Raw genomic sequence first — 23,260 nt, 5'->3', positions numbered from 1 at the left:
CGATGATAGCGCGGACGGGCCCGCGACGCCCCGGCGTGATGCTTGGCCGGCGTCGGTCAGCGGGGTGATCCTGGCTGTCGAGCGCCCCGATCAGCCCGTCTTCTCGACGTACGTCATCACCAGGTACAGGATGACCTGCTGATCGGTCGGGTTCCTGTACTGATGGGGCACGTCGGCGTCGAACAGGATCGCGTCGCCGGTCGCGAGCACATGGCGCTCGGCGCCGACGACCATCTCCAGCGTCCCGGCGGTCACCACGAGGTTCTCCACGGTGCCCGGCGGGTGAGGATCCGCGTGTTCGGTGGCGAGGGGCGCGAGCGTGATCTCGTAGAACTCGACTGTCCTCGGCACGTCGAACGGGAACAGCGCGCGGGACGTGAACGAGCCGTCATGCGACGTCAACACCTTGGCGCGCGCGGCCAGGATGAGCGATGTGCCGCCGAGCGACTGGTCGCTGATCAGCGCCGAGAAGGGCACGCCGAGCGCCCGCGCGATCTTCCAGAGCACGTTGATCGTCGGCGTGCTCTGGCCGAGCTCGATCTGGCTGAGCATCGCCCGGCTCACGCCAGACGCCTTCGCCAGCCGCTCGAGGGAGAGCCCTCGCTTGGTCCGGAGGCGACGCAGGTTGGCCCCGACGATGCCGGTGAGCGCCGAGGAGGCGTCCTGCGGGGCCATCTCATAGGCCCAGGCGTCTCCAGACGCCTCGTCCACGTCCCGCTGCGGCGCTTCTCCGTTGGTTCCGTTGGCGCGGCTGGAGTACGAGCTCGCGGGGCCAGCGAAGCTCTCCGGCCTGCGGTGCGAGCGCGGTCCAGCAGGCGACGGAGGGCGCCCCGTCGATACGGCGGACGCTTGCACGCCGTTCTGATAACCCTCCACGGGCAACGACGCGCCGAGCCCATCGCCGGAGACCAGCCCCGGCGAGCTCCGTGGCGTGTTCTGACGGACGGATTTCATCGCACCTGCCAGACGGGCATCCACGTCCAGATCGGGAACCACCAGAGGGCGACCGGCATGGTCAAAGAGCTTCCCGACGACATCGGCCTGTTGCTCTCGGGAACATGCTTGTTCCGAGCTGCCCGCCGCTGTTGCCGGTATTCCTCGAGGTCGATCACTTGAGCACTCTGGGGGCGCATCCGCTTCACCTCCAACCCGTAGGCACATCATCCGTTATAACGGATTGTCTGTCAAGAGACAGCTCGGCCATGACGCACGAGGGGCGGCACGCTGTGCTGACCCGAGGACGGCACGACGCCCTCCCGTCCGTGGCGCGAGGCTGCCGCATCTTCGCTTATGCCCAGGAAATCGAGCTTCTCATCCGCCCTTTCCATGTTCAGGGCGGCCGTTGAGGAGACTGCTCGAAAATGACGCGTTGCGTTTTTTTTGGGGGCTGGGCGGATCGAGGCGCCTCCGAAATAGTGGACGATGCGGAGCGTCGGCCGCCCGAGGGATCGCTCGTCGCGCTCTTCCTTGATCGGGATCGCCGGCGCGGCCCACGCGCGAGAGCGGTTCACCCGTGGCGGGGGGAGCGAACGTTGGTGCTTTCCAGGAACATCCGGCGCGCGCCGCGCTCTGTCCTCCTGTCGCAGCGCGGCCGCGGAGCTGGCGAGTGCGCGGCGGCAACAAGAACACACAAGGAGGCAGCCATGGCGGGCGTCGACGTGGGAGGTGGCGAGAGGCGGGCGCGAAACAGCGAGATCAACATGATTCCGTTCATCGATCTGCTGATGGTGACCATCGCCTTCCTGCTGATCACGGCGGTGTGGGTCACGAACTCGCGGCTCAAGACCAGCGCGGAGGTGCCTGCCGCCGCGGGGTGCGGGGAGGAGTGCCAGAAGGAGCCTCTCAGGACGATGCACGTCCATGTCGGCGAGGACCAGTTCAACCTCGTGTGGAAGCAGGGCGCGACCGTCCTGAGCGAGGTGAGCGTCCCCAAACGTCCTGTCGAGATCGGCGGGGCGGGAGCCACCGCGATCCGTTACAGAGAGCTCGGCGAGGCCATCCGGCGCGAGTGGGAGCGGAGCGGCGAGCACCGCGCCCCGAGCGACCGCCGGGCCGACCAGGCGGTGCTCCACAGCGACAACAAGACGCCGTTCCGTGAGCTCGTCGCCGTGCTCGACGCGATCAACGCCCCGCGCCGAACCGTCCTCCTGGACGACGGCCGCAGCGCCGAGATGCCAGCCTTCCTGGCCACCTTCTCCGCCCGCTGAGAGCGGTGGTTGAGCGACGGGGGAAACGCGTTACGCGGTGAACTCGGTTGTCAGCGCTACCCAGTTCGAGGGCGGGCGGACGGCGTAGCTCAGCGCCAGGACCTCGATCAGCACCACCCGGTAGATCGCGTGGACGTCGTCGACGTCGACCTCGTGCGCGTTCGCCTCGAGCGCCGCGTCGAGGTGCTCCTGCACGAAGGCGAGGACGTCGGGCTGCTCCATCGCGATGACGTCGTCCGAGTCGACCGCCTCGGCAGGATCGTGGAGGCGGATCTGCTCGTCCAGGTTCAGCGACTCCTCGACGCCCGTGAGCGCCGTCTCGGTGACCTCGTCGAGGTCCTGACCGAACAGCTCGTCGAAGGCGAGCCAGATCGCCAGCGTCAGGAAATAGCCGAGGGCGAGCGCCGTCTCGTCGAGCGGGCCGGACAGCACCGAGGAGATCCGGTCTGCGAGCGCTGGCTGCGTCTGCTCGAAGCGCGTGAACGCGTCGTCGAGCTGCTTGCGCGAGTCGTCGTCATCCTCGGCGAGCTGATCCTCGATCTCGGACAGGACGCGCGCCGGCACCTGAGCGTACGAGGGGACGGGGCGAATGGCTGCGCGGCGTACCCACACGCGGACAACCTAGCACACGATGGCGCGGCTCATGGAGCGAGCAACCGGATGCTCGACGCCGGAACCCAGCCCTCGGTGGCGCCCCAGCGGACCTCCGCGAGCGCGCCCGATCTCCTGCCGACCTCGACCGAGGCACCCTCGGGGATCGCGCTCTGCTCCGCGCGGGGCAGCGCGCGCCCGTCCTCGTCGAGGAGCCGGACCTCGGGGACCACCACGACGCCAGCCCGGGTCGTGAGGCGGAGGTGCCGCGCCGCATAGGTGAGCGGCACCAGCGCGAGCAGCGCGACGAGCGCCGTCGGCGCAAGGACGCTGCCCGCGACGTGCGCGGGGCCGGCAGGGCGGCGCCGCAGGACCACGCCCAAGGCGAGGAGCAGCGACGCGAGGAGCGCGGCCGCCGCCCAGGTGCGCTCCGAGGCGAGGCCGACGATGACCCGGCCGAGCGTCGGGCGCACGTCGACCGCATCCGTGGCGCGGCGCGAGCGCCGGCGGGTGATCTCGGCGCGCACGAGATCCAGCGCCCGATCCGCGTCGGCGTCGCCTGGACGGAGCCGCAGCGCCTCCTCGAACGCGGCCGCCGCCCGGCCGAGGTCTCCCGGGCGATCCGCGCCCTCGCGGACGCGCGTGACGTAGGCGAGCCCGCGGTTGTAGCTCGCGTCCGGGTGCACGAAGCCGCGGTCGGCGAGCAGCTCGAACGTGTCGATCGCCGCGCCGTACTCGCCGCGGCCGAGCGCGGCCGTGCCCTCCTGGAACAGCACCTCCGGGGGCTCCGCCGGCTGCGCGCGCGCCTCGCTCGACGGCAGCGCCGACGCGAGGCTCCCGGCGAGGAGGAGCGCGCCGGCGAGGAGGCGCCTGCCGCGGCCGTTCACGCGGGCTTCCATCGCGCGAGCTCGGTAACCACGGCGCGGCTCTGCTCGACGAGCGCCGCGGCGGCGGCGCCGCCGCCCTCCTGCGCGGTCGGCTCGAACCGGATCGCTTCGCACGCGGCCAGCGCCTCGCAAGCGCGCGACGAGAGCGGCCCGGGGACGCCGCGCCGGTCGAGCTCGCCCGGGAGCTCCGCGAGCAGGACGCCGCGCGAGCGGAGGCCCGTCGCGGACTCGATCGCCCGGTGCACCGCGCGCTCGATCGCCGCGGCCGTCGCCCCGAGATCCCCCTGCGCGGCCGCCTCCTCCGCTTCGCGCAGGGCGATCGCCGCGAGCCGGGCGGGCGAGGTCGCGCCCGCCGCGCGGCGATCGCGCGCACGGCGCACGAGCCGATCGCCCGCGCCGAACAGCGTCACGACGAGCGGCGGCGCGGCCAGGAGCAGCCAGAACGGCGCGCCGTCGAGGGGCAGCGTCGCGGGCGGGGCGTGCGGGCCGAGCGACGTGCGGAGCCCCGGCATGCCGGCGAACGGCTCGCCCCGGCCAGCGCCGTCGCCCTCGGCGCGAGGCGCCCTGGACGGCGGTCCGGACGACGCCGGAGGAGCCACCGGGCTGACCTGGACGACGCCGAGCTCGGCGCGCTCGACCACGTAGCGCTTCTGCGCCGGATCCCAGTAGGGGAGCTCGATCTTCCCGAGATCGACCGCGCCGCTCTCCTGGATCCGGACGACGTAGCCGAACGATCGGGTGCCGCCGATCGCGCCGCCGCGCGGCTCGATCGCGTCGCGCTTCTCCGGGTCGAGCCACTCGAGCCCGGTCCGCTCCGGCACCCGGAGCGACTGGGGGAAGTTGCCGGTGCCCGCGATCTGCACGGTCACGGCCACCGAGCCGCCCTGCTCGATCTGGCGCGGCTGCACCGTCGCCTTGAGCGTGAACTGACCGACGTCGCCGACGGCATAGCCGGACGGGCGGCCGGCGAGGGGCGGCTCCGTGACCTTGACGACGACGTCGTTCGATTCGCGCAGCACGCGCGCGCCGATCCGGCGCCCGGAGATGCGCGTCTGCATGCTGCCCGTGTGCAGCTCGCCCGTCTTCAGCGGGAACAGCGCCAGCTTGTCGACGAGGCGGGCCGCGTAGCGGTGCCCGCCGACCCGCGTGTACACGGGGCGCTCGTTGCGGGGGTCCTCGAGGAGCGGGTGGCGAAGGAAGTCCGCGGCGGGCGCGGCGCGGGGCTCGGTCATCTCGGCGTTCTCGCGGAAGTACAGGTAGAACGAGACCGTGACCTGCTCGCCGACCACCGCGGTCGTCTTGTCGGGGATGGCGCGCAGGAACACCACCGGGTCCGGCTCGCGCGGCATCGCCAGCTCTGTCGCCTCGGCCTCGGGCTCGTCCTGGGTCCTCTCGTCGTCGAAGAGGCCGCCCGAGCCGCCGAACGGCCACGGGAAGCCCTGCAGCGGGCCGCCGGGCAAGAGGAACGGGTTGTTCGGCCGGCGAGGCCGCCCGCTCGCCGGCGCGACCTTGATCATGATCGGAGCCGCCGGCAGGCGCCTGCCGTTCCACGAGATCGTCGGCCCGGGGATGGTGTAGCGGCCGGGCTTGTTCGCGACGATCTGCCACGTCGCGCTGATGCCCAGCTGCGTGATCATGACGCCGCCCCCGAGCTGGGTCTTCATCTGCGTCCCGATGCTCGGGCCGGAGACGATGGAGAGGTCGGGCGGGACACGCAGCTCCGGATCGGAGGGCATGCCGGCGCCGCGCTCGACGAGCGCCTTCACCTCGACCGTGAACGGCTCGCCGACCTCGACGTCGGTGGAGCTCGCGCGCGCCGAGAGCTCCGGCTGCTGCTGGGCGCGCGCGCGGAGCGGGGCGATCAACGCGAGCAACGCCACGAGCAGCGCGGTCGCGAGCGGCGCGAGACGCGGGAGGGCGAGCGCGAGCGGGGCAGGGGAGCGCGCGGCGAGCGCGAGCGGGCGCGTCACTTGTCCTCCATGCCGCGGCCGCGCCGCATACCGGCCTTGTTCTTCGCTTCCTGCTCCTGGTACGTCGGCGCCTCCTCGAGCTGGTCGAGGATGCGATCGTCCTGCCGACCGGTCTGCGGCGGCTCCTGGGGCTGCTCGCGCGGCGGCTCGGGTTGCTCGGGTGAACCGGCGTCGGGCGTCTGGTCCTGCGGGCCAGCGTCAGGGCTCTGATCCTGGTCGCCGCCGTCGTTGCCCGCGTCCTGGTCACCGCCGTCGTCGCCCGCGTCAGGCTCTCCGCCATCGTCGCCCGCGTCCTGGTCGCCGCCGTCATCGCCCGCGTCGGGCTCTGCGTCCGGCGGCGCATCGGGCTCTGCGTCCGGCGGCGCGTCGGGCTCTGCGTCCGGCGGCGCGGCGTCCTTCTGGTCCTCGATGCGCCGCAGGGCGATCGCCCGGTTCCAGGCCGCGTCCCGGCCGACGCCGTCGCCGCCGGCCTCCTCGAGGACCCCGGGGATGATGGCCAGCGCCTGATCGTAATACGTCACGGCGTCCTCGTACTTGCGCCGCAAGAACTCGAGGTTGCCCGAGAGGTAGCGGGCCCGTGCGCGCAGGTCGGCCGGCACGCTCGGATCGGCCCCGATCGCCTTCAGGAGGATCAGCGCGCAGTCGATCTCGATCCCGCGCAGCGCGTCGCTCTGCTCCTGCTCCGGCCCGCCGTCCGCGAGCTCCTCGTCGCCGAACCGATGACCGTAGCGCTCGGCCAGATGGAACAGCGTCAGCCCGAGATCGAACGAGCCGTTCGGCTTCTGGCGCACGGAGTCCGGCAGCCCGATGCCGGCGTCGCTGCACGGGCCCGTCCCCAGGTAGCTCGCGAGGGCCTGCTCGGCAGACTCGAGGTTGCCCGCGTCGAGATCGCGGATCGCCCGGTCGACCGCCGGCGCGTTCCGCTCGAACGGGGACGTCGGATCCCACCCGCTGCACCCGGTCGCCGCCGAGAACGCGGCCCCGGTGAGGCACGCGGCGGCGAGCCCGATCGCGATCCAGCGCCCGCGGCGCGCGAAGAAGCCGGCGAGATCCACGCGCTTGCGATCACGACGCGGCATGCGGCCCTCCCGCGTTGCGCTCAGGAGCCTGCCCCGCTCCCGCCGCGAGGTCCGCGCCGAGCGGGCGCCCCTTCAGCAACGCGGCGCGCTTCGGCGCGGCCTCGGGGCGCGTCGCCACGAAGCGACGGCGCGGAGCGTCCTTGAGGAACACCTCGGCGATGAGGAGCAGGATCGCGAGGCCGAGCGGGTAGAAGTAGACGTCCGCGTAGACCGTCTCGACCCGCTCCGAGAGCTCGCTCTTCATCTGCCGCCGGAGCTCTGCAGCGATCGTCTCGATGCCCGTGGTCCCCTTCTCCGCGCGGATGATCTGCCCGCCCGGGGTCGCCTGCGCGATCGACGCGAGCTGCTGCTCGCCCGACAGCGACAGCTCGGTCGTGAGCGGCTTGCCCTGGCGATCCGTCCGCCACCCGACGATGCGGCCGTCCTGGCCGATCTCGGGGATCGGCTCCGGCGTGCGCCCGCCGATCTGGACGACGTGGATCGTCGTGCCCTGGGCGCCGATCGCCTGGGCGACGCTCAGCGGGTAGCCCTCGAGGTCCTCGCCGTCCGTGACGAGCAGGATGATCCGCTTGTGCTCGGCGGACTTCGGATCGCGCCTCAGGAGCTCGTTCGCCTGGTCGAGCGCGCGCGCGATCGCCGTGCCGCCGATCGGCATGTCGTTCGGGTCGAGCTGGCGGAAGAACTGCGCGATCGCCGCGCCGTCGGCGGTCAGCGGGAAGCCCATCGGCTCGCCGGCGAACGCGACCGCGCCGAAGCGCGCGCCCTCGAGATCCTTAATGAGGCGGGCGACCTCGACCTTCGCCCGGAAGATGCGGGACGGCTCGACGTCGCGCGCGTACATGCTCTTCGAGTAGTCGAGCACGACCACCACGTCGACGTTGGTCGCCGGCACGAGCCGCGTGCCTTTGCCGTACTGGGGGCGCGCCGCGGCCACGAACGCGAGCGCCGTCGCGAGCACGAGCAGCACGCCCTTCCAGGCGCGGCGCTTCGCCGGATCGGCGGTCGTGAGCGCCTTCACGCGATCCTCGTCGCCGAAGCGCTTGATGGCGCGCGCCACGCCGAAGCCGCCCAGGATGAGCAGGAGGCCGATCAGCGCGGCGAACGCCGTCCCGAGCAGGAACCAGGGGGCCGCAAAGTTCACGGGAACCTCCGGAGCAGCCAGGCGCGCAGGAGCGCGTCGAGCCCGATCAGGAACACCCCGGGCAGCAGCAGGAACGGGAAGAGATCCTCGTACGCGGCGCTCGACGCCTCGAAGCGGGTCTTCTCCAGCCGGTCGAGCACGTCGTGCATGCTGTCCGCGAGCGCCTTCGCGTCGGTCGCCACGTACGACGCGCCGCCGGTCTTCTGGGCGATCTCCTGGAGCAGCGCGGGGTTCACCGGGAAGCGGTGGCGCACGTAGCGCGGCTGCCCGAAGAGATCGATGCCGTCCTCGACCTCGACCTCGTCGTCGGTGCCGATCTGGATCGTGTAGACCTTCGCGCCGAGCGAGGTCGCGAGGTGGGTCGCGTACTCGGGGGAGATGGCCCCGGCGTTCGAGTCGCCGTCGGTCAGGAGGATGACGACCTTCGACTGCGCGTCGCTCCTGCGCAGGCGGGCGACCGCGGTGCCGAGCGCGTCGCCGATCGCCGTCGCGCTGCCGTCGATCACGTTGAGCGTCATCTGCGAGACCATCTGCGTCAGCAGGTGGTAGTCGAGCGTCGGCGGCGACAGCACGTAGGCGGCCTTGCCGAAGACGACGACGCCGAGGCGATCCGTCCTCCTGCGGCTGATGAAGTCCTGGAGGACGAGCTTGGCCGTGTCGAGCCGGGTCAGCCGCTTGCCGCGCGGCAGCTTCGGCTGGCCGGGGAGGTCGCTCGCCCGCGCGTCGAGGATCGCGCGCATCGAGCCCGACAGGTCGAGCGCCACGACGATGTCGATGCCCTTATCGTCCGAGCGCTGCTCGCGGAGCACGCTGACCGGCCGCCCCATCGCGAGGACGAGCAGCGCGAGCGCCACGGCGCGCAGCACGCCCGGCAGGTCGCGCAGGTGGCTGCGCAGGCCGCGCGGCCCGCGCGCGAGCGGCGCGACCGTGCCCAGCCGGAGCCGCGGCCTGCGCGCGTCCTCGGCGAAGATGCCCCAGTACCAGACGACGGGCACCGCGATGAGCGCGAGCAAGAACCACGGGTTCTGCCAGCTCGCCGAGGACCAGGCGTCGCGGCGCGCGAGGTAGGGGTACACGCAGGCGAGCGCGGCGACGACGAGCGTCGCGATGACGGCGAGCGATGCGCGCTTCGTGCGGCTCAAGGCGCCTCCTCTGGCGCCCGGGACGGGCGAGCGGGCGGCTGCTGCCCGCCGGCGGGCGAGCTCCGGGGGCCGGCGCCGTCGCCGGGACGCGCCGCGGGCGGGGTCGTGCGGTGCACGATGTTCTCGCCGTCGTCGAGCGCCGTGAGGCAGTCGGCCTCGGTCGGCTGGAGGCGCGCGAACTTCACGAGGTCGCAGTCGGCGAGGAACCGCGCGATCTGCGGCAGCACCGGCACGGGCGGGCGCACCCGCGCGAGCAGGTCCCGCATCTCGTCGCTCGTCGTCTCGAGGCCGTCGAAGCCGTACCGCGCGCCGAGGTACTTGCGCACGCAGTCGCTCACGCGGTCGAAGTACTCACCGGTCCGCCCCTCGCCGAGCAGGTCGGAGCGCCGGAGCGCCTCGAGCTCCTCGAGCGCGGCGACCCACGGCAGCTTGGGCGGCGGCGCGGCCACCACGCGGGGCCGGCGCAGCCAGCGCCGGACCAGCCACGCAACGAGCAGCCCGAGCGCCGCGCCGATGAGGATGCCGACCGTGAGCTGCTTCGCGAGCACCCACTCCTCCCGCTGCGGCCTCGGCGGCGGGTTCGGCTTGACCTTGGGGTCCCGCTCGTTGGCGATCGGGTCCTGGATCACGATCTCGTGCGGCCGGGTGCAGACGGTGACGAGCTCCCCGCTCGCGCGGGACACGGCGATCGGCACCGGCGGCAGCAGGAGGGCGCTCCTCCCCGGCTCCTTGGGCAGCGGGACGAACGGGATGACGAGCCTGGTCGTGGCGCCGGCGTCGGTCGCCGTCGTCGTGCTGGTCGGCCCCGCGCCCGCGTCGGCCTCCGGCAGGACGAACCCCGCCTTCTGGATCGCGCGCGCGGCGTCGCTGTCGCCCTGGACCTTGAAGCCCTCCGGCAGCACCGTCTCGCCCTTGCCGTGCGTGACCGTGATCTCGAGGTGGGCCGCGTACCCGCTGAACCCGTTCTTCGGGAACGTCTCCTCGATCCGGGGGCGCGTCGCGCCGGGCGGCACGTGCTCCGCGCACGAGGCCCACACGCTCTCGCCGCGCTCCGTGGCTGCCGGGGCCGTGGCTGCCGGCGCCGGGGCCGGAGGCGGCGGCGGCGGGACGTCGTCCGCGGCGGGCCCTCCGGCGCCGCCGGCGTCCGGCTGCGATCGTGCCGGCGACGCGCACGCGAGCGCCGCCGCCAGCGCGGCCCACGCGAGCGGGCTCGCGCCGCGCGGGGCGTGGACCGCCGAGCGACGCGCCCTCATCGCCTGAGCCTCCGCGCCCGCTTGGCGAACAGGTCGCGCAGCGGGCTCACGAAGCTCTCGCCGGTCTTCACCACCACGGCGTCGAGCGCGAGCTTCTTGAACAGCTTGTCGCGGTCGCTCCTGAGCTTGCGCATGGCGGCGCGGTAGTGGTCGCGCACCGCCCGGTCGCCGGTGTCCACCACGACCTCTTCCCCGGTCTCCAGGTCCTCGAACGTCGCGAGCCCCACGTCGGGCAGCTCCTCGTCGCGCGGGTCGACGAGCATCACCGGGATCACGTCGTGCTTGGCGCTCGCGAGCGAGAGCGAGCGCTCGAAGCCGGAGGCGAAGAAATCGCTGATCACGAAGGCCACGCTCCTCCGCTTGGCCACCTTCACCAGCGTCTCGAGCGCGAGCTTCAGGTTCGTCCCCGTGTACTTCGGCTCGTGCCCGAGGATCTCGCGGATGACGCGCATCACGTGCTTGTCCCCCTTCTTCGGCGGGACGAGCTTCTCGATGGCCTCGGTCGCGAGCACGAGGCCCACGCGATCGTTGTTCTTGATGGCGCTGAAGGAGCAGAGCGCGGCGATCTCGGCGGCCACGCGCGCCTTCGACGCGCGCCGCGTGCCGAACTGCTCGCTCTGCGAGGCGTCGACGACCAGCATGACGGTCATCTCCCGCTCCTCGACGAACACCTTCACGAACGGCTCGCTCATGCGGGCCGAGACGTTCCAGTCGATCCAGCGCACGTCGTCGCCGGGCAGGTAGGCGCGGACCTCGCGGAACGAGAGCCCTTGCCCCTTGAAGACGGACGAGTACGTCCCGGAGAGCTGCTCGTTGGCGAGCCGTCGCGTCCGGATCTCGATGCGCCGGAGCTGCTTCAGGAGCTCCGGCGGCAGCGGGTTCTTCGAGCCGGAGGCCTTGATCACGGCACCTCGACCACCTCGAACACGCGCCGGACGATCTGCTCGGACGTGACCTCCTCGGCCTCCGCCTCGTAGGTCAGGACGACCCGGTGCCGGAGCACGTCGGGGCCGATCGCCTTCACGTCCTCCGGCGTGACGTAGCCCCGGTGGCGCAGGAAGGCGTGCGCGCGCGCCGCCAGCGCCAGCGCGATCGAGGCGCGCGGGCTCGCCCCGTACTCGATGAGGCTGCTCAGCTCCCGCATCCCCTTCTGCCCGGGCTCGCGCGTCGCGAAGACCACGTCCACGATGTAGTCCTTCACGCGATCATCCATGTACACGTCGCGCACGACCTTGCGCGCGGACACGAGCTCCTCGGGGGTCGTCACCTTCGCGGCCTTGCCCTCGACTACCCCTGTCGTGCGGTCGATGATCTGCCGCTCCTCGGCCCGCGCGGGGTACCCGACCTTGACCATGAGCATGAACCTGTCGACCTGCGCCTCCGGGAGGCGGTAGGTCCCCTCCTGCTCGATCGGGTTCTGGGTCGCCATGACCACGAACGGGCTCGGCAGCGGGTAGGTCGTGTCGCCGATCGTGACCTGCCGCTCCTGCATCGCCTCGAGGAGCGCGCTCTGCACCTTCGCCGGGGCGCGGTTGATCTCGTCGGCGAGCACGAGGTTCGCGAAGATCGGGCCCAGCTTCGAGGTGAAGTCGCCCTTCTGGTGGTTGTAGATGACGGTGCCGATGAGGTCGGCGGGCAGCAGATCCGGCGTGAACTGGATCCGCGAGAACTTCGCGTGGATGGCGTCGCAGAGCGTCCGCACCGTGAGCGTCTTGGCGAGGCCCGGGACGCCCTCGAGGAGCACGTGCCCCCCGGTGAGCAGCCCGATGAGGATGCGCTCGATCATGTACGTCTGGCCGACGATGACCTTGCCGACCTCGCTCAGCAGGGTGTCGATGAAGGCGCTCTCTTTGGCGACCAGCTCGTTCAGGGCGCGTACGTCGTGCATAACGGGTGGGAGCTCATAGCAAGCCCGGCCGCCCGAGGACAACCGGCGCCGATCGAATATTCCTCGGCGCGAGGCGGGGCCGCGGCGCGCGCTAGAAGCCGGGCTCGCGGAATTTGGCGCGCCCGGTCTCGGCAGGCGATCGGGAGCGAGGCGGGCTCGCGCTCGCGGCGGGGGTGGAGGACGGCGGCGCCGCGGGCGCGGTGGACGGGGCCGGCTCTGACACGCGCGCGGGCTCCGGGGCGCGCGGCTCGGCGGTGGCGACCCCCGGGCGCGGCTCCACCGTGACGGTCGGCGCCGCGGGCACCGCCACGGGCGGCGCGCCGGGGCCCTCCCCGAGGCCGATCCACAGGAGCGTCGCCGCCCCGAGCAGCGCGCCCGAGGCGACGAGCGCCGCCGCGGTGGCGATCGTCCGGGCGCGGCGGCGCGGGTCCAGGCGCGAGGGGGCGCGCCCCCGCGCCCTGCCGTCCGCGGCGCGCAACGCGTCCTTGATCAGCGCCGTGCGACGCGCGGTGCGCGCGGCGAGCGCGTTGCGGATGTACCCCGTGACCTCGCCAGGGCGGCTGCCGAGGGCGGCGTCCACCGCCTCGAGCGCGTCCGCGAGCTCGGCCATCGTCGCGAAGCGCTCGGCCGGATCCTTGGCGAGCGCGCGCATCACCGCCGCCTCGAGCGCGGGGGGGTACCCGGGGACGAGGGGGCCCGGCGGATCGACCGGCTCGGGCCGCGCGATGCGCGCCATCGTCGCGAGGTCGTGGCTGGCGGCGAACGGGTGCGTGCCCGTCGTCAGCTGATAGAGCACGATCCCGAGCGCGAAGATGTCGGACCGCCGGTCCAGCTGCTCGCTATAGACCTGCTCGGGCGCCATGAAGAGGATCTTGCCCTTCATGTGCCCGGTGTTGGTCGTCGGGTTGTCCACCTGCGCCATGGCCTTGGCCACGCCGAAATCGGCGATTTTGACCGAGCCGTCCCGCGTGATCAGGATGTTGTGCGGCGACACGTCCCGGTGAACGAGCCCGACCAGCGCGCCGCCGTCGTCCCGTAGCTCGTGGGCCGCATGCAGCCCACGCGCCGCCTCGATCGCGATCCTCACCGCGACGGGCAGGGGGAGCGGGCTGCCCTGCTTGCGGGTGCTGCCGCCGAGCAGCGCCACGAGCGCGTCGCCGTCGATCCACTCCATCACGAAGTAGAGCACCCCGCTCTGCTCACCTTGATCCAGGATCGCGCACACATTGGGGTGCTTGATCCGGGAGGCGATGCGCGACTCCGTGAGGAACATGCGCTTGCAGCGCGGATCGCTGGAGAGCGCCGGCAGCATCGTCTTGACTGCCACGATCTTGTCGCCCGCCGCCCCGCCGCGCTCTCGGGCCGCCCACACGGTCCCCATTCCGCCCTGCGCGATGGCGATCAGCAGCTCATAGCGGCCGAGAAGCTGGCCTGGCACAAGATCGACGGGCGCTATCACAGCTCGTACCTGCGACTCCTGTGTCGTCGTGAGTCCGACCATGCTGAAGCTCTCACCGACAGTGGGAGAGCGTTCCAGGAGGGTCGTGCAAGAGCGTTCCAGGATCGGACGCTAATCTCAAACAATTTTCCAGTTGTCGAGGATCGGTCGGCGTGAGTACGGTTAGACTGCCTCTATCGCTTGGTGATGGAAGGAGGCGTGGGTGAAGCATCGGATCACCATCGGCGGAGTGGTATTCTTCGCCCTGGTCGGCGTCGGTCCGGCTGCGTTCGCCGAGCCTTCCCCGGAGGACGCCGGCCGCGCGCCGCCGGCCGCGGTCGCGAGCGACACTGCGGCTGTCGCTGCGCCCCACAAGCCGAGCGCCGCGGACCTCGCGTCCGCGCGGCACCTCTTCGCGCTCGGCCTCGCCGCGGAGGACAGCGGCCGGTGGGCAGAGGCGCTGGAGACGTACGAACGCATCAGCAAGATCGTCGTGTCCCCGCCTCTCTGGTATCACCTCGGCGTCTGTCACGAGGCGCTCGGCCACGTCGTCGAGGCGCTCAACGCATTTGAGCTCGCTGCGTCCGGCGCGACCGCGCGGAACGAGATCGCGCTCGCCAGGGAGTCGCGGGCGCGACTAGAGAAGCTTCGCGTGAAGACGTCGCAGATCGTCCTGCAGCTGCCCGAGGACGCGACCGGCGTGCGCGTCGAGATCGATGGTGAGCCGATCCACGCCGCGCTCGTCGGCGCGGCCATCCTCGTGAGCCCCGGGGCGCGGCGGGTCGTCGTGGCGGCCGAGAACTATGCGGCGCGGTTCGAGGCGACGGTGCAGGCCGAGACGGGCGCGGTCGTCGAGCTGCGGGCCGAGCTCGGCCGCAAGCGCTCGCTCGCGGTCCTGCGGTCGAGCGCGCCCGCGCGCCCGGCGCTGCCCAGCGCGCCCGCGCCCGGCCCGCGCATCTCGCCGGTGATCGTCGTGGGGACGGCGGCCGCGCTCGCCGCCGGCGCCGTGGTCACGGGCGCCATGGCGTACGACGTGCGGCACAGCTTCCTGAAGAAGAACGAGAACCCTGCCCCGGGCTCGCTGGGCGAGCGGCAGGCGCTGCACGATCGCGGGCAAGCGCTCGCCGTCACGAGCACGGTGCTCACCGGGGCCGCCGTCATCGCGGGCGGCTTCGCCACCTACCTCTTCTGGCCCTCGTCCTCCTCGCCCGCGGCTCGTCCGGACGCCGCCGGGCGGCGGCCTGCGCCCGCGGCGCCGCGCGCCCCCCGCCCGACGGCGCTCTCGCCATGGGTCGGCGCGGACGGCGCCGGGGTCGCCGTGCGGGGAGTGCTGTGAGCGGCGCACCTCGCCCCGGAGCGGGCGCCGTCGCCGCGCTCGCCCTCGCCTGCGCCGGCCTCGGCGCGTGCGCCTTCATCGCGCCGTTCCCCGACGTCGCGGCGGATCCCGCGCCGGTGGGCGCGGGGGGAGGTGGCGGCGGCGGCGGGGCGGGCGGCGGCGGCGAGGTTCAGGAGATCTGCGTTCCCCTCACCGAGGCGGACTGCTACGCGGGGCCGCAGGGCACGCGGGGCGTCGGCCTCTGCGTCGCCGGCGTCGCCGCGTGCAATGACGACGGGACCGACGTCGGCGCCTGCGTCGGCCAGGTGCTGCCCGCGTTCGAGAGCTGCGCCACGCTCGAGGACGAGAACTGCGACGGGCGAGCGTGCACGGGCGACCCCGTGCACAGCGTCGCGCTCGGCGGGGCCGGCGCTCAGCAGGGCCTGGGCATCGCCGCCTCGGCCGACGCCGTCGTCGTGGTCGGCTCGGCGTCGGGCAGCACCGATCTCGGCGCGGGCCCGTCGGACGAGCTGGGCGCGCTCGGCGAGCCGGACGCTTTCCTCGTCTCGTTCTCCCGCGACGCCTCCAGGCGCGAGGGTCGGTTCCGGTTCGGCCGCCGCTTCGCGGACAGCGTCGCCCGGGCGGTCGCGCTCGCGCCGGGGGGCGACGTGGTGCTCGCGGGCAGCGCGGCCGGCGACGTCGATTTCGGCGGCGGCGTGCTCGAGGGCGCCGGCCGCCGCGCCGACGTCGTCGTGGCGCGGTTCGACGCGAACGGGGCGCACCAGTTCAGCCGGCGGTTCGGCGACGAGGCCACGCAACACGCGGCGGCGATCGCCGTGGACCAGGCGGGGAACGCCTTCATCACCGGCGAGTTCTCGGGCACGCTCGATTTCGGCGAGGGCCGCCGGGGCGAGCGGTTCACCCTGGAGAGCCACGGCAGGAGCGACGCCTTCCTGGTCAAGCTCGACGCCGCCGGCCACGTCGACTGGGCCAAGCGGCTCGGCGGCCAGGGAGATCAGGCCGGTACCGGCGTCGCCGTCGACGGCGACGGCGACATCGTCGTCGTCGGCTGGTTCAGCGGGGAGGTCGATCTCGGGGGCGAGAGGCCGCTCACCACCGACGCCAAGACCAACCTGTTCGTCGCGAAGCTCGACCCCTCGGGCGACCACGTCTGGAGCAAGGCGGCCGACGCGACCAACGCGGCCGAGGCGCTCGGCGTGGCCGTCGATGGAGCGGGCAACATCCTCGTGACCGGCTCGTTCCGGGGAGCGCTCTCCCTCGGCGAGTCGCTGCTCACGAGCAATGGAGACAAGGACGTCTTCCTCATCCGTCTGGACGACAACGGCGTCCTGCAGTGGTGCGAGGACTTCGGCGACGACGCCGACCAGGAGGGCGCCTCCGTCGCGGTCGATCTCGCGGGCAACATCCTCCTCACCGGCTCCTTCCTGGGGAACCTGGACATCGGCACGGAGGCGCACTCGGCCACGGGCGCCGCGGACGTGTTCGTGGCGAAGCTCGACCCTGCCAGCAACCCGATCTGGTTGCGCTCGTTCGGCGACTCGGGCGAGCAGCGCAGCGCGGCCGTCGCCGTCGATCTCCTCGGCGACGGCTGGGTGACCGGCCGCTTCGACGGCGCCCTCGATCGCGGGGCAGCCACGGCCGTGAGCCAGGGCGCCGGCGACGCGTTCCTCGTGCAGATCGGGCCGTGAGCGCCGCTCGCCGGCGGCTCACTCGCCGGCGAGCGGGTAGATCGGCCGGATGTCGATCGGGATCCCCGCGAGGCCGCCGAGCGCTTGCTGCATCGGCGCCGAGACCTCTCCGTACCTGGCGAGGAGCTCGCCGGCGGCCTGCCTGTCGCCGCGGTGCTGCACCATGCAGAGATCGCGGACGAGGCGGGTGATGGCGGCCTCGAGCTCCTCGGCGTCGACGGTGAAGCGCCGTGTCGCCGGGTCGAAGCGGGCGGCGCGCTCCTCGAGGAACCGGTTGATCTGGAGGGCGGCCCCCTTGCCGTGCGCCTCGGCCACGCCGAAGCGGGTGCTCCTGAAGAGCCCTGCGAAATAGGAGATGAGGAGCTTTTCCCTGAAATCCGCCGCGAAGTGGCCTCGCTGGATCATGAAGAGGACGTTGTAAGCGCCCATCACGTCGGCCTTGGCCTCCTCCAGCGCGGAGTACGTCGGGCCGAGCGCGATCCGCACCTCGACCCGCTCCCCGCTCGCGGTCGTGAACGCAGGGCCGAGGCTGTGCGAGAGCTCGTGGAAGAGCGTCTCGTTGAAGAACGCGTCGGAGGACAGGTGATCGAGCTGCGCCGGGTCGAGGATGCGCTCGGCGATAGGGCGCATGATCAGCTCGAACTTCGTCTCGATGACGTTGCGGAGCAGGACCTTCTTGGCCCCCTTCTCGGCGCGGACGCGCTCGTCGTTCGGCAGGTTGAACGCGATCGTCTGGACCGATTTGCGGGCGTCGCCGGCGCTGAACACGAGGTCGACGACCTGGATGGGGCTCTCCCCGCCGCGCGCCGTCTTCACGTCCTCGGGGACAGGCAGGTTGCGCTCCATCTCCGGGAGGAGCTCCTTGTACTTCGAGAGCTTGCGGGAAGCGTCGGGGTCGCTCACCGTGACGAACGACTCGAACGAGGCCTTGAGGCCGAGGAGCTCGTCCTCGTAGGTCTCGTAAGGGCCGATGGTCACCTCGACGCGGCTGTCGAGGTCCATCCAGTCCTTGTCGGATGCATAGTAGTCGTCGGAGCGGAACGCGGCGGCCCGGGACCTCAGGAACCGCCTTAGGCTCTCGCTCGCGGTGAGCGCCGCGGCCTCCTCGAGGAGCGCGCCGGCGGGGCCGAGCCACGCGGCGTAGGCCTGGCTGTACGGCACGGCGACGAGCCGGCCCTGGTCCCGGCGGATGAGCGTGAACAGGCTGTTGAAGGCCTCCTTGTCGCCCGGGTGCTGCTCGACCCACGCGTTGAGCTCGTCGGCCGAGAGATCTTCCGGGTAGAAGCCAGCGCCGGGAGGATGGGGCCTGTCGATGGCGAAGGGGCGGTGGTGATCCTGCCTGTCCCACGGGCCGCGCATGATGTCGAAATAGGCGAGCCTGTCCCGCCCCTCCGGGGTGCCGTCCGCCACCAGCTCCTCGCGGAGCTCCGGGTTCCCGGCGTAGGCCTGCCGATCGAACACGGGATCGAGCTGCCGCGAAGCCTCGATGAGCTTGCCGAGCGCTCTCCTCTCCGGCTCGGGCAGACCGTCGATGTCCGCGGTGAGCCTGGCCGGCGCGAACTGATTGACCTTCTCGGACAACATCGGGACCTCCTTATCTCATGAGATGAACTCCCCGGCTCAGGGGCGGCTCGCCGGGACCGGGTGGGCGTCGCGGTACTCGCGGATGGCCTCGGCTTCGTCGATGGCGTGCTTGAACCCGGTCGCGGCGCGGAACGCGGCCCCGTCCACGACGACGGGGTACTTGATGTGGGTCAGCGCCGCGCGAGGGAGCTTCGGCAGGCCGAAGCGGCCGAACGCGTTGCGCAGCACGAACTCGGGGAGGGGCAACGCCACCCGGCCCGCCGCCCGGATGATGAGCGACAGGGGCACAGGCTGCGGGCCAGAGACGTTGTAGACGCCGCGGATGCGCTTCTCGAGGGCGAGGCAGATGGCGGTCACGACGTCCTGCTCGTGCATGAACTGGAACAGCGGGTCGAACCCGAGCACGTACGGGACGCGGGGGCCGCGGAGGAAGCTCGCCAGCGTGCCGTGGCCTGTCGGGCCGAGCGTGTAGCACATGCGGAGAACGGTCGTGCAGAGCTCGGGAGCGCGCCAGAGCGCCGTGCAGGCGTAGAGATCGGCCGCGACGAGGTCGGCGAGCTCGGGGAAGGTGGACACCGCCATCGGAGGATCCTCCTCCGTGTGGTAGAGCGGCGACTCGGGGCCGGCGCCGTAGTAGGTGTGTCGGCCGACGAAGATCACGTGTTCGACCCCGCAGGCGCGGCTGTTGTCGAAGACGACGCGCGTGCCGCCGAGGTTGATCCGATACCGCTCCTCCGTCTGCTCCACGAGGTGCGTCACGGTCGCCATGTGGATGACGGCCTGGGGCCGGGCCTTGCGGAACACGTCCTCCGCGGCGCGCTTCTGCAGATCCACGTTGTGCATCTCGACGCCGGCCGGGGCGGTCGGCCACGGCCGCCGGTCGATGCCGATCACCTCGTGCCCCTCCTCGAGGAGGCGCGTCGCGACCATGCGGCCCAGCTGGCCGGTGATCCCTGGGATGAGGACCCTCATGCGTGCTCCTTCGATGAGGTGGGCCTGGGCGGCGTGGCGCCGCGCCAGTCCACCGAAAGCTTCCCGCGGCGCCGCTTTCGACCGTCCTCGATGAGCTCGGCGATCCTCGCCTTCACCTGCTCGACGTGGCCCAGGATCACCTCGTCTTCCTCGGCGCCGGTCCCGGCGAACGTCATCGGCTCGCCATACGTGATCTCCAGCTGGACCGGCAGCGGCGCCGGGATGAGGTACGGGGTGATCGGGATGTACGGCACGCCGAACAGCCGGCCGATCGTGTACGAGTTGGCGATGGTCGGCACCGCCTCGCCGCCGCCGACGAAGCCGAAGGGGATGACGGGCGTCCTCGTCTTCATCGCGAGCCGGACGAACCCCGACCCGAAGTGCACGAGCGAGTTGCGCTCGCTGTAGAGCTTGGCGGTGCCGCGCGCCCCCTCGGGGAACACCATGAGCAGCCGCTCGTCCTCGAGGAGGCGGCTCGCGTGCTCGGGGAGGCCGGTGAACTGCCCTGTGCGGCTCGACCAGAGCGAGGTGAAGGGGAGGCGATTGATGAACTTCTCCGCCATCCCCTCGGCCAGACGCGGAGGATCCATCGCGAAGAACATCGACGCGACCACCATCGCCCCGTCGATGGCGACTCCCCCGCAGTGATTGCCGACGAGCATCGCCCGCCCGCGCGCGGGGACGTTCTCCAGGCCCGTCACGCCCACCGAGAAGTAGTGATGATAGAAGAAATCCAGGAGGGAGAAGAAGAGACCCAGGTGCTTCTGGGAGATGCCGTAAGGATCGACCCCGAAGCTGTTGAAAGGGATCTCCAGCCGCTGGACGCGCTGGGCAATCGAGTCGCTGACGAGCAGTGTCAAGGGTCACCCTCCGGGAGGCTTCGGCGCCCGGAGGGTATGCGCGATCGGGCGAGGAGCACAACCTCCGCCAACCGCCGCAAGAGGCAGCCGGCGCGGCGGAGCCATGGACCGCGCGCCGCGCGCCGGGCGCGCTCGTCGAGGATCGCTCCTCGAAACATAACGCGCCGCGGCGACGTCGTACGCGTCGCGCGTGTCGTCATTGAGCAGCCGTGCTGCCCGCGGTATGGGGTCGGCCATGTCGATCCGATGCCGCGCTTCCGCGCTCTCCGGCCGTACGGCCGGAGAACGTCCCTGCGACGCCCGCCGGGAGGTCGCCTCGTGACAGCGCTCGTGATCCGCCGGGCGGCGCCCACCGACGCCGCGCTGATCGCGGCGAACAACCGGGCGATGGCGCTCGAGACGGAGGGCAAGGTGCTGGATGCCGCCACCACCCTCCGCGGCGCCGCCGCGCTGATCGCGGATGCCGCCAAAGGGTTCTATCTGGTGGCCGAGCACGCGTCCGAGATGGCCGGGCAGCTGATGGTCACCTACGAATGGAGTGACTGGAGAAACGGTACTTTCTGGTGGATCCAGTCCGTCTATGTGACCCCCGCGCAGCGGCGCAGCGGGGTCTTCCGGGCGCTGTATCAGCGAGTCCACGAGATGGCGGCGGACGCGGGGGACGTGTGCGGTATCCGCCTGTACGTGGAGACCGAGAACGCGCGAGCGCAGTCGACGTATGTCGCGCTCGGAATGCGGCGTTCGCACTACGAGCTCTATGAGCTCGATTTGGCCTTCGGCTCGTCCTGAGGGGTCCGGCTCTCCTGGTTCGAACCAGGGGGGACGACCGCGGCCATCGACGGCCAGGAGCCCTTGACGAGGGCTCGCATCGCGGCCGTCTTCAGCGCCACCTCCCCGGGATCGAGGAAGACGCCGAGGGCCTGGCGGATGTGAGGGAGCGTGCGGATGAGATCGGCTGGCGTCATCGCTTCGGGCGGTGACACATCGCTCCGCTCGCAGGCATCCTGGATGATCTTTCTGGCGAACGCGGGTGCGAGGCCACAGCACTCGACGACCTGCTCAAAAAGCGAGCGCATGAGCTGGTTCCCCCCGGGGTAACGTCCGACGCGCGGCGCGTCTTTCACTTGGGCGAGCACATACCGCCCCACGACAAGAATAGTCTACCTCCCCTATCGCGCTCGTGAGGCGACCACTGACGTTCTGCTGTCGTTTGTGAGCATGTAGGCGACGCCGCAGCGCGTTCAATGTGCGATAGCGCGACCCGACGTCGCGCTATCGGCGCCGAGGTCGCGGGTGCTCGCGGTCGTCGGGGTGTTGGACGTGCCTCCATGGTCGGAGTGTTGGACGAGGCGGCGAAAAGGATCATGGCTCGGCCCGGGGGGCGCGCTGGATCCATGCGCACGTACCGTCTTGGGCTATCTCCGCGGTGACGTCGTGCGTCACAGCCCTGTGTGCGTCACAGGCCGGATGGCTTGAAGGGCGTCCGGGAGGTCGTCCGCGGAGCGCTCCGCTTCGGCTCTGGCGCCTTTGGCGCGGTCTTCGGCGCCGCGCTCCGAACGGTCGATGAGCGGGTGGCCGGCTTCGCCGTCGGGGCCGTGGATCCGCTGGTCGTGCGCGTGTCGGGTCGGCTCGTCCTGGGCTTGACGGCCGCGGGCGGGGTCGCTCTGGCGCTCGGCCGCGGGGCGGGGCTCTGGGCGGCTCTGCCGGGAATCACGCCCTGAGCGGAGCTGTCGGGAGCGGCGCCCTGAGCGGAGCCGCCGGGGACCGCGGACCCGGCCAGCTCGCCGGAATGCCCGGGCGCGGCCGCCTGGACTGGCCCGCTGGCCGCCGCGGCCGCGGGGAAGAAGGACGAGATCCGGGAGACAGAGGCGCTCTCCCCCGTGAAGGGCGCGGCTGGCTCTTTCTGGCCGGCGGCGAGAAAGGCGCCCGCCCCGACCGCGATCGCGACCGCGCAGGCGCTGGCGAGCACGCGGCGGCGCGCGATGTGGTGCCGGCCGCGGGAGACGGCCTCGGAGACGACGGCGCCCAGCCCCGGCGCGCTGCCCTCGGCGCCCGAGCTGTCCTGCGCCGCCTCGACGCTCCGCTGGGTCAAAGGAGCGCGCTGGCTGAGGGGCAGACGATCGCTCAACGGAGAGCGCGGGCTCAGCGGATCGCTCAACGGAGAGCGCTGGCTCAGCGGCGATCGCCCCGACTTGGGCGCCGAGGCGGGAACGCCCCGCGCGCTGACCGGCGCCGTGAGGCTCTCCGGCGGCCCGCGCAAACCGACCTCCTTGATGAGCGCCTCCACCGCCCGGGGCGACGACACAGCGAGGCCCGGCGTCTGCGTGGCTGCGTCTTCCAGCGCCTCGGCGAACGCCGCGGCGGTCGGGAAGCGATCGTCGGGGTCGGTGCGCAGCGCGCGCAGGCAGATCTCGTCGATCGCGGCCGGCACCGACGGGACCACCCCGCGCGGCCCCGTGGGCGCGCCCTGGAGGATCTGCGCGAGCAGCGCGCCGTCGTTGTCGGCCTTGAACAGGCGCTCCTCCGTGAGCATCTCCCAGAGCACCACGCCGGCCGAGTACACGTCGCTGCGACGGTCGACGTTCGCGCCCCGGATCTGCTCGGGCGCCATGTAGGCGAGCTTGCCCTTGAGCGCGTTGCCCCGCGTCGACATGAGCCTCGTCTCGGCGCGGGCCACCCCGAAGTCGGTGATGCGCCCGATGCCGTCGACGCCGACGAGCACGTTCTGCGGCGAGACGTCGCGGTGCACGAGGTTGAGCGGCTCGCCCTCGCCCCCCGTGAGCTCGTGCGCGGCGTGGAGACCCGCGAGCACGTCGAGGAAGATGCGGAGCACGATCCCGAGCGGGACGGGCCGCTTCGCCCGCGCGCACGTGCGGAGCAAGGTGTGCAGCGACGGCCCCTCAATGTACTCCATGACGAGGAACAGCGGGTCCTCGACGAGATCGAACGTCGCGACGACATTGGGGTGGCGGACCCGCGCCGCGAGCCGCGCCTCGTCGAGGAACATCGCGACGAACTCGGGCTCCGCCGCGATGTGCGGGTGCATCATCTTCAGGGCGACGAGGCGCTCGAACCCGCCGGCGCCCACGGCCCGCCCGAGATACACCGTCGCCATGCCGCCTGACGCGATGGCGCGCAAGCTCTCATAGCGGCCCGCGTGCAAGGTCACGTGACCAGACTACACCATGCGTGGTGCGTTCTCCACGACTCCCGCGCCGCTCACG

The 23,260-nt window shown here is 72.0% G+C and carries 20 protein-coding genes; 4 read left to right on the top strand and 16 right to left on the bottom strand.

What is annotated here, in order from left to right; genetic code table 11:
* Positions 1-90 precede the first annotated feature (90 nt).
* Positions 91-954 (bottom strand): helix-turn-helix domain-containing protein, encoded by an 864-nt coding sequence (locus WME95_RS35335; RefSeq protein WP_437543946.1) that lies wholly within the window; start codon positions 952-954, stop codon positions 91-93.
* Between the two features lie 689 nt (positions 955-1,643).
* Between WME95_RS35335 and WME95_RS35330 the strand changes: the two genes are divergently transcribed.
* Positions 1,644-2,207, top strand: a complete 564-nt coding sequence (locus WME95_RS35330; RefSeq protein ID WP_437543942.1) for an ExbD/TolR family protein — start codon at positions 1,644-1,646, stop codon at positions 2,205-2,207.
* Between the two features lie 30 nt (positions 2,208-2,237).
* Here WME95_RS35330 and WME95_RS35325 read toward each other — a convergent pair whose 3' ends face one another.
* The 10 genes from WME95_RS35325 to WME95_RS35280 all read right to left on the bottom strand — a co-directional run bounded on the left by WME95_RS35325 (position 2,238) and on the right by WME95_RS35280 (position 13,596).
* Positions 2,238-2,819 carry a hypothetical protein gene (locus WME95_RS35325; RefSeq protein ID WP_012239127.1) on the bottom strand — a complete coding sequence of 194 codons (582 nt, stop codon included), beginning with the start codon at positions 2,817-2,819 and terminating at the stop codon, positions 2,238-2,240.
* 29 nt (positions 2,820-2,848) lie between these two features.
* Positions 2,849-3,697, bottom strand: coding sequence for a hypothetical protein (locus tag WME95_RS35320; protein WP_437903735.1), 849 nt, complete (start codon positions 3,695-3,697; stop codon positions 2,849-2,851).
* Positions 3,682-5,655 carry a BatD family protein gene (locus WME95_RS35315; RefSeq protein ID WP_437903734.1) on the bottom strand — a complete coding sequence of 658 codons (1,974 nt, stop codon included), beginning with the start codon at positions 5,653-5,655 and terminating at the stop codon, positions 3,682-3,684. Before WME95_RS35315 ends, WME95_RS35320 begins: the two co-directional genes overlap by 16 nt.
* A complete protein-coding gene (locus WME95_RS35310; protein WP_437903733.1) occupies positions 5,652-6,734 on the bottom strand; it encodes a tetratricopeptide repeat protein in 1,083 nt (360 codons plus the stop codon). The genes WME95_RS35315 and WME95_RS35310 overlap by 4 nt, the downstream gene beginning before the upstream one ends.
* Positions 6,721-7,875 (bottom strand): vWA domain-containing protein, encoded by a 1,155-nt coding sequence (locus tag WME95_RS35305; RefSeq protein ID WP_437903732.1) that lies wholly within the window; start codon positions 7,873-7,875, stop codon positions 6,721-6,723. The genes WME95_RS35310 and WME95_RS35305 overlap by 14 nt, the downstream gene beginning before the upstream one ends.
* On the bottom strand, positions 7,872-9,017 hold the full coding sequence (locus WME95_RS35300; RefSeq protein ID WP_437903731.1) for a VWA domain-containing protein: 1,146 nt from the start codon (positions 9,015-9,017) through the stop codon (positions 7,872-7,874). Before WME95_RS35300 ends, WME95_RS35305 begins: the two co-directional genes overlap by 4 nt.
* On the bottom strand, positions 9,014-10,270 hold the full coding sequence (locus WME95_RS35295) for a hypothetical protein (protein WP_437903730.1): 1,257 nt from the start codon (positions 10,268-10,270) through the stop codon (positions 9,014-9,016). The genes WME95_RS35300 and WME95_RS35295 overlap by 4 nt, the downstream gene beginning before the upstream one ends.
* Positions 10,267-11,175 carry a DUF58 domain-containing protein gene (locus WME95_RS35290; protein WP_437740753.1) on the bottom strand — a complete coding sequence of 303 codons (909 nt, stop codon included), beginning with the start codon at positions 11,173-11,175 and terminating at the stop codon, positions 10,267-10,269. The genes WME95_RS35295 and WME95_RS35290 overlap by 4 nt, the downstream gene beginning before the upstream one ends.
* On the bottom strand, positions 11,172-12,158 hold the full coding sequence (locus WME95_RS35285) for an AAA family ATPase (RefSeq protein ID WP_437524192.1): 987 nt from the start codon (positions 12,156-12,158) through the stop codon (positions 11,172-11,174). The genes WME95_RS35290 and WME95_RS35285 overlap by 4 nt, the downstream gene beginning before the upstream one ends.
* Before the next feature lie 91 nt (positions 12,159-12,249).
* Entirely contained in the window at positions 12,250-13,596 is a 1,347-nt protein-coding gene (locus tag WME95_RS35280) for a serine/threonine-protein kinase (RefSeq protein WP_437903729.1), read from the bottom strand.
* 223 nt (positions 13,597-13,819) lie between these two features.
* Here WME95_RS35280 and WME95_RS35275 point away from each other — a divergent pair, with 223 nt between their 5' ends.
* Positions 13,820-14,932 (top strand): hypothetical protein, encoded by a 1,113-nt coding sequence (locus WME95_RS35275; RefSeq protein WP_437903728.1) that lies wholly within the window; start codon positions 13,820-13,822, stop codon positions 14,930-14,932.
* The gene (locus WME95_RS35270; protein ID WP_437903727.1) at positions 14,929-16,620 is read left to right on the top strand and encodes a hypothetical protein; all 1,692 of its coding nucleotides are present in this window, start codon (positions 14,929-14,931) and stop codon (positions 16,618-16,620) included. The genes WME95_RS35275 and WME95_RS35270 overlap by 4 nt, the downstream gene beginning before the upstream one ends.
* Positions 16,621-16,638: 18 nt before the next feature.
* Here WME95_RS35270 and WME95_RS35265 read toward each other — a convergent pair whose 3' ends face one another.
* From WME95_RS35265 to WME95_RS35255, 3 genes are read right to left on the bottom strand one after another with little or no spacing between them, the layout of a single operon-like run.
* Entirely contained in the window at positions 16,639-18,204 is a 1,566-nt protein-coding gene (locus tag WME95_RS35265; protein ID WP_437903726.1) for a dipeptidyl-peptidase 3 family protein, read from the bottom strand.
* 36 nt (positions 18,205-18,240) lie between these two features.
* The gene (locus WME95_RS35260) at positions 18,241-19,176 is read right to left on the bottom strand and encodes an SDR family oxidoreductase (RefSeq protein ID WP_437543918.1); all 936 of its coding nucleotides are present in this window, start codon (positions 19,174-19,176) and stop codon (positions 18,241-18,243) included.
* Positions 19,173-20,036, bottom strand: coding sequence for a lysophospholipid acyltransferase family protein (locus WME95_RS35255; protein WP_437903725.1), 864 nt, complete (start codon positions 20,034-20,036; stop codon positions 19,173-19,175). Before WME95_RS35255 ends, WME95_RS35260 begins: the two co-directional genes overlap by 4 nt.
* Positions 20,037-20,354: 318 nt before the next feature.
* On the opposite strand from WME95_RS35255, the gene WME95_RS35250 reads away from it, so the two are divergent.
* Positions 20,355-20,825, top strand: coding sequence for a GNAT family N-acetyltransferase (locus tag WME95_RS35250; protein ID WP_437903724.1), 471 nt, complete (start codon positions 20,355-20,357; stop codon positions 20,823-20,825).
* On the opposite strand, the gene WME95_RS35245 is transcribed toward WME95_RS35250, so the two are convergent.
* Together WME95_RS35245 and WME95_RS35240 are read right to left on the bottom strand one after the other, a co-directional pair.
* Positions 20,792-21,112 (bottom strand): hypothetical protein, encoded by a 321-nt coding sequence (locus tag WME95_RS35245; protein WP_437543914.1) that lies wholly within the window; start codon positions 21,110-21,112, stop codon positions 20,792-20,794. The genes WME95_RS35250 and WME95_RS35245 overlap by 34 nt on opposite strands.
* Before the next feature lie 380 nt (positions 21,113-21,492).
* Complete coding sequence (locus WME95_RS35240; RefSeq protein ID WP_437903723.1) at positions 21,493-23,205, bottom strand: protein kinase domain-containing protein; 1,713 nt, start codon at positions 23,203-23,205, stop codon at positions 21,493-21,495.
* Positions 23,206-23,260: the final 55 nt, after the last annotated feature.

Origin of the sequence: Sorangium sp. So ce327 (genome assembly GCF_051530205.1) — a bacterium.
In the GTDB taxonomy this organism is placed as follows: domain Bacteria; phylum Myxococcota_A; class Polyangia; order Polyangiales; family Polyangiaceae; genus Sorangium; species Sorangium cellulosum_B.
This window is presented reverse-complemented; position numbering and strand designations above follow the sequence as displayed.

Excerpts from the sequence above, each read along its gene's own strand:
- WME95_RS35335 (WP_437543946.1), bottom strand. The coding sequence starts at position 954 with ATGAAATCCGTCCGTCAGAACACGCCACGGAGCTCGCCGGGGCTGGTC.
- WME95_RS35330 (WP_437543942.1), top strand. The coding sequence starts at position 1,644 with ATGGCGGGCGTCGACGTGGGAGGTGGCGAGAGGCGGGCGCGAAACAGC.
- WME95_RS35320 (WP_437903735.1), bottom strand. The coding sequence starts at position 3,697 with ATGGAAGCCCGCGTGAACGGCCGCGGCAGGCGCCTCCTCGCCGGCGCG.
- WME95_RS35310 (WP_437903733.1), bottom strand. The coding sequence starts at position 6,734 with ATGCCGCGTCGTGATCGCAAGCGCGTGGATCTCGCCGGCTTCTTCGCG.
- WME95_RS35295 (WP_437903730.1), bottom strand. The coding sequence starts at position 10,270 with ATGAGGGCGCGTCGCTCGGCGGTCCACGCCCCGCGCGGCGCGAGCCCG.
- WME95_RS35285 (WP_437524192.1), bottom strand. The coding sequence starts at position 12,158 with ATGCACGACGTACGCGCCCTGAACGAGCTGGTCGCCAAAGAGAGCGCC.
- WME95_RS35265 (WP_437903726.1), bottom strand. The coding sequence starts at position 18,204 with ATGTTGTCCGAGAAGGTCAATCAGTTCGCGCCGGCCAGGCTCACCGCG.
- WME95_RS35260 (WP_437543918.1), bottom strand. The coding sequence starts at position 19,176 with ATGAGGGTCCTCATCCCAGGGATCACCGGCCAGCTGGGCCGCATGGTC.
- WME95_RS35245 (WP_437543914.1), bottom strand. The coding sequence starts at position 21,112 with ATGCGCTCGCTTTTTGAGCAGGTCGTCGAGTGCTGTGGCCTCGCACCC.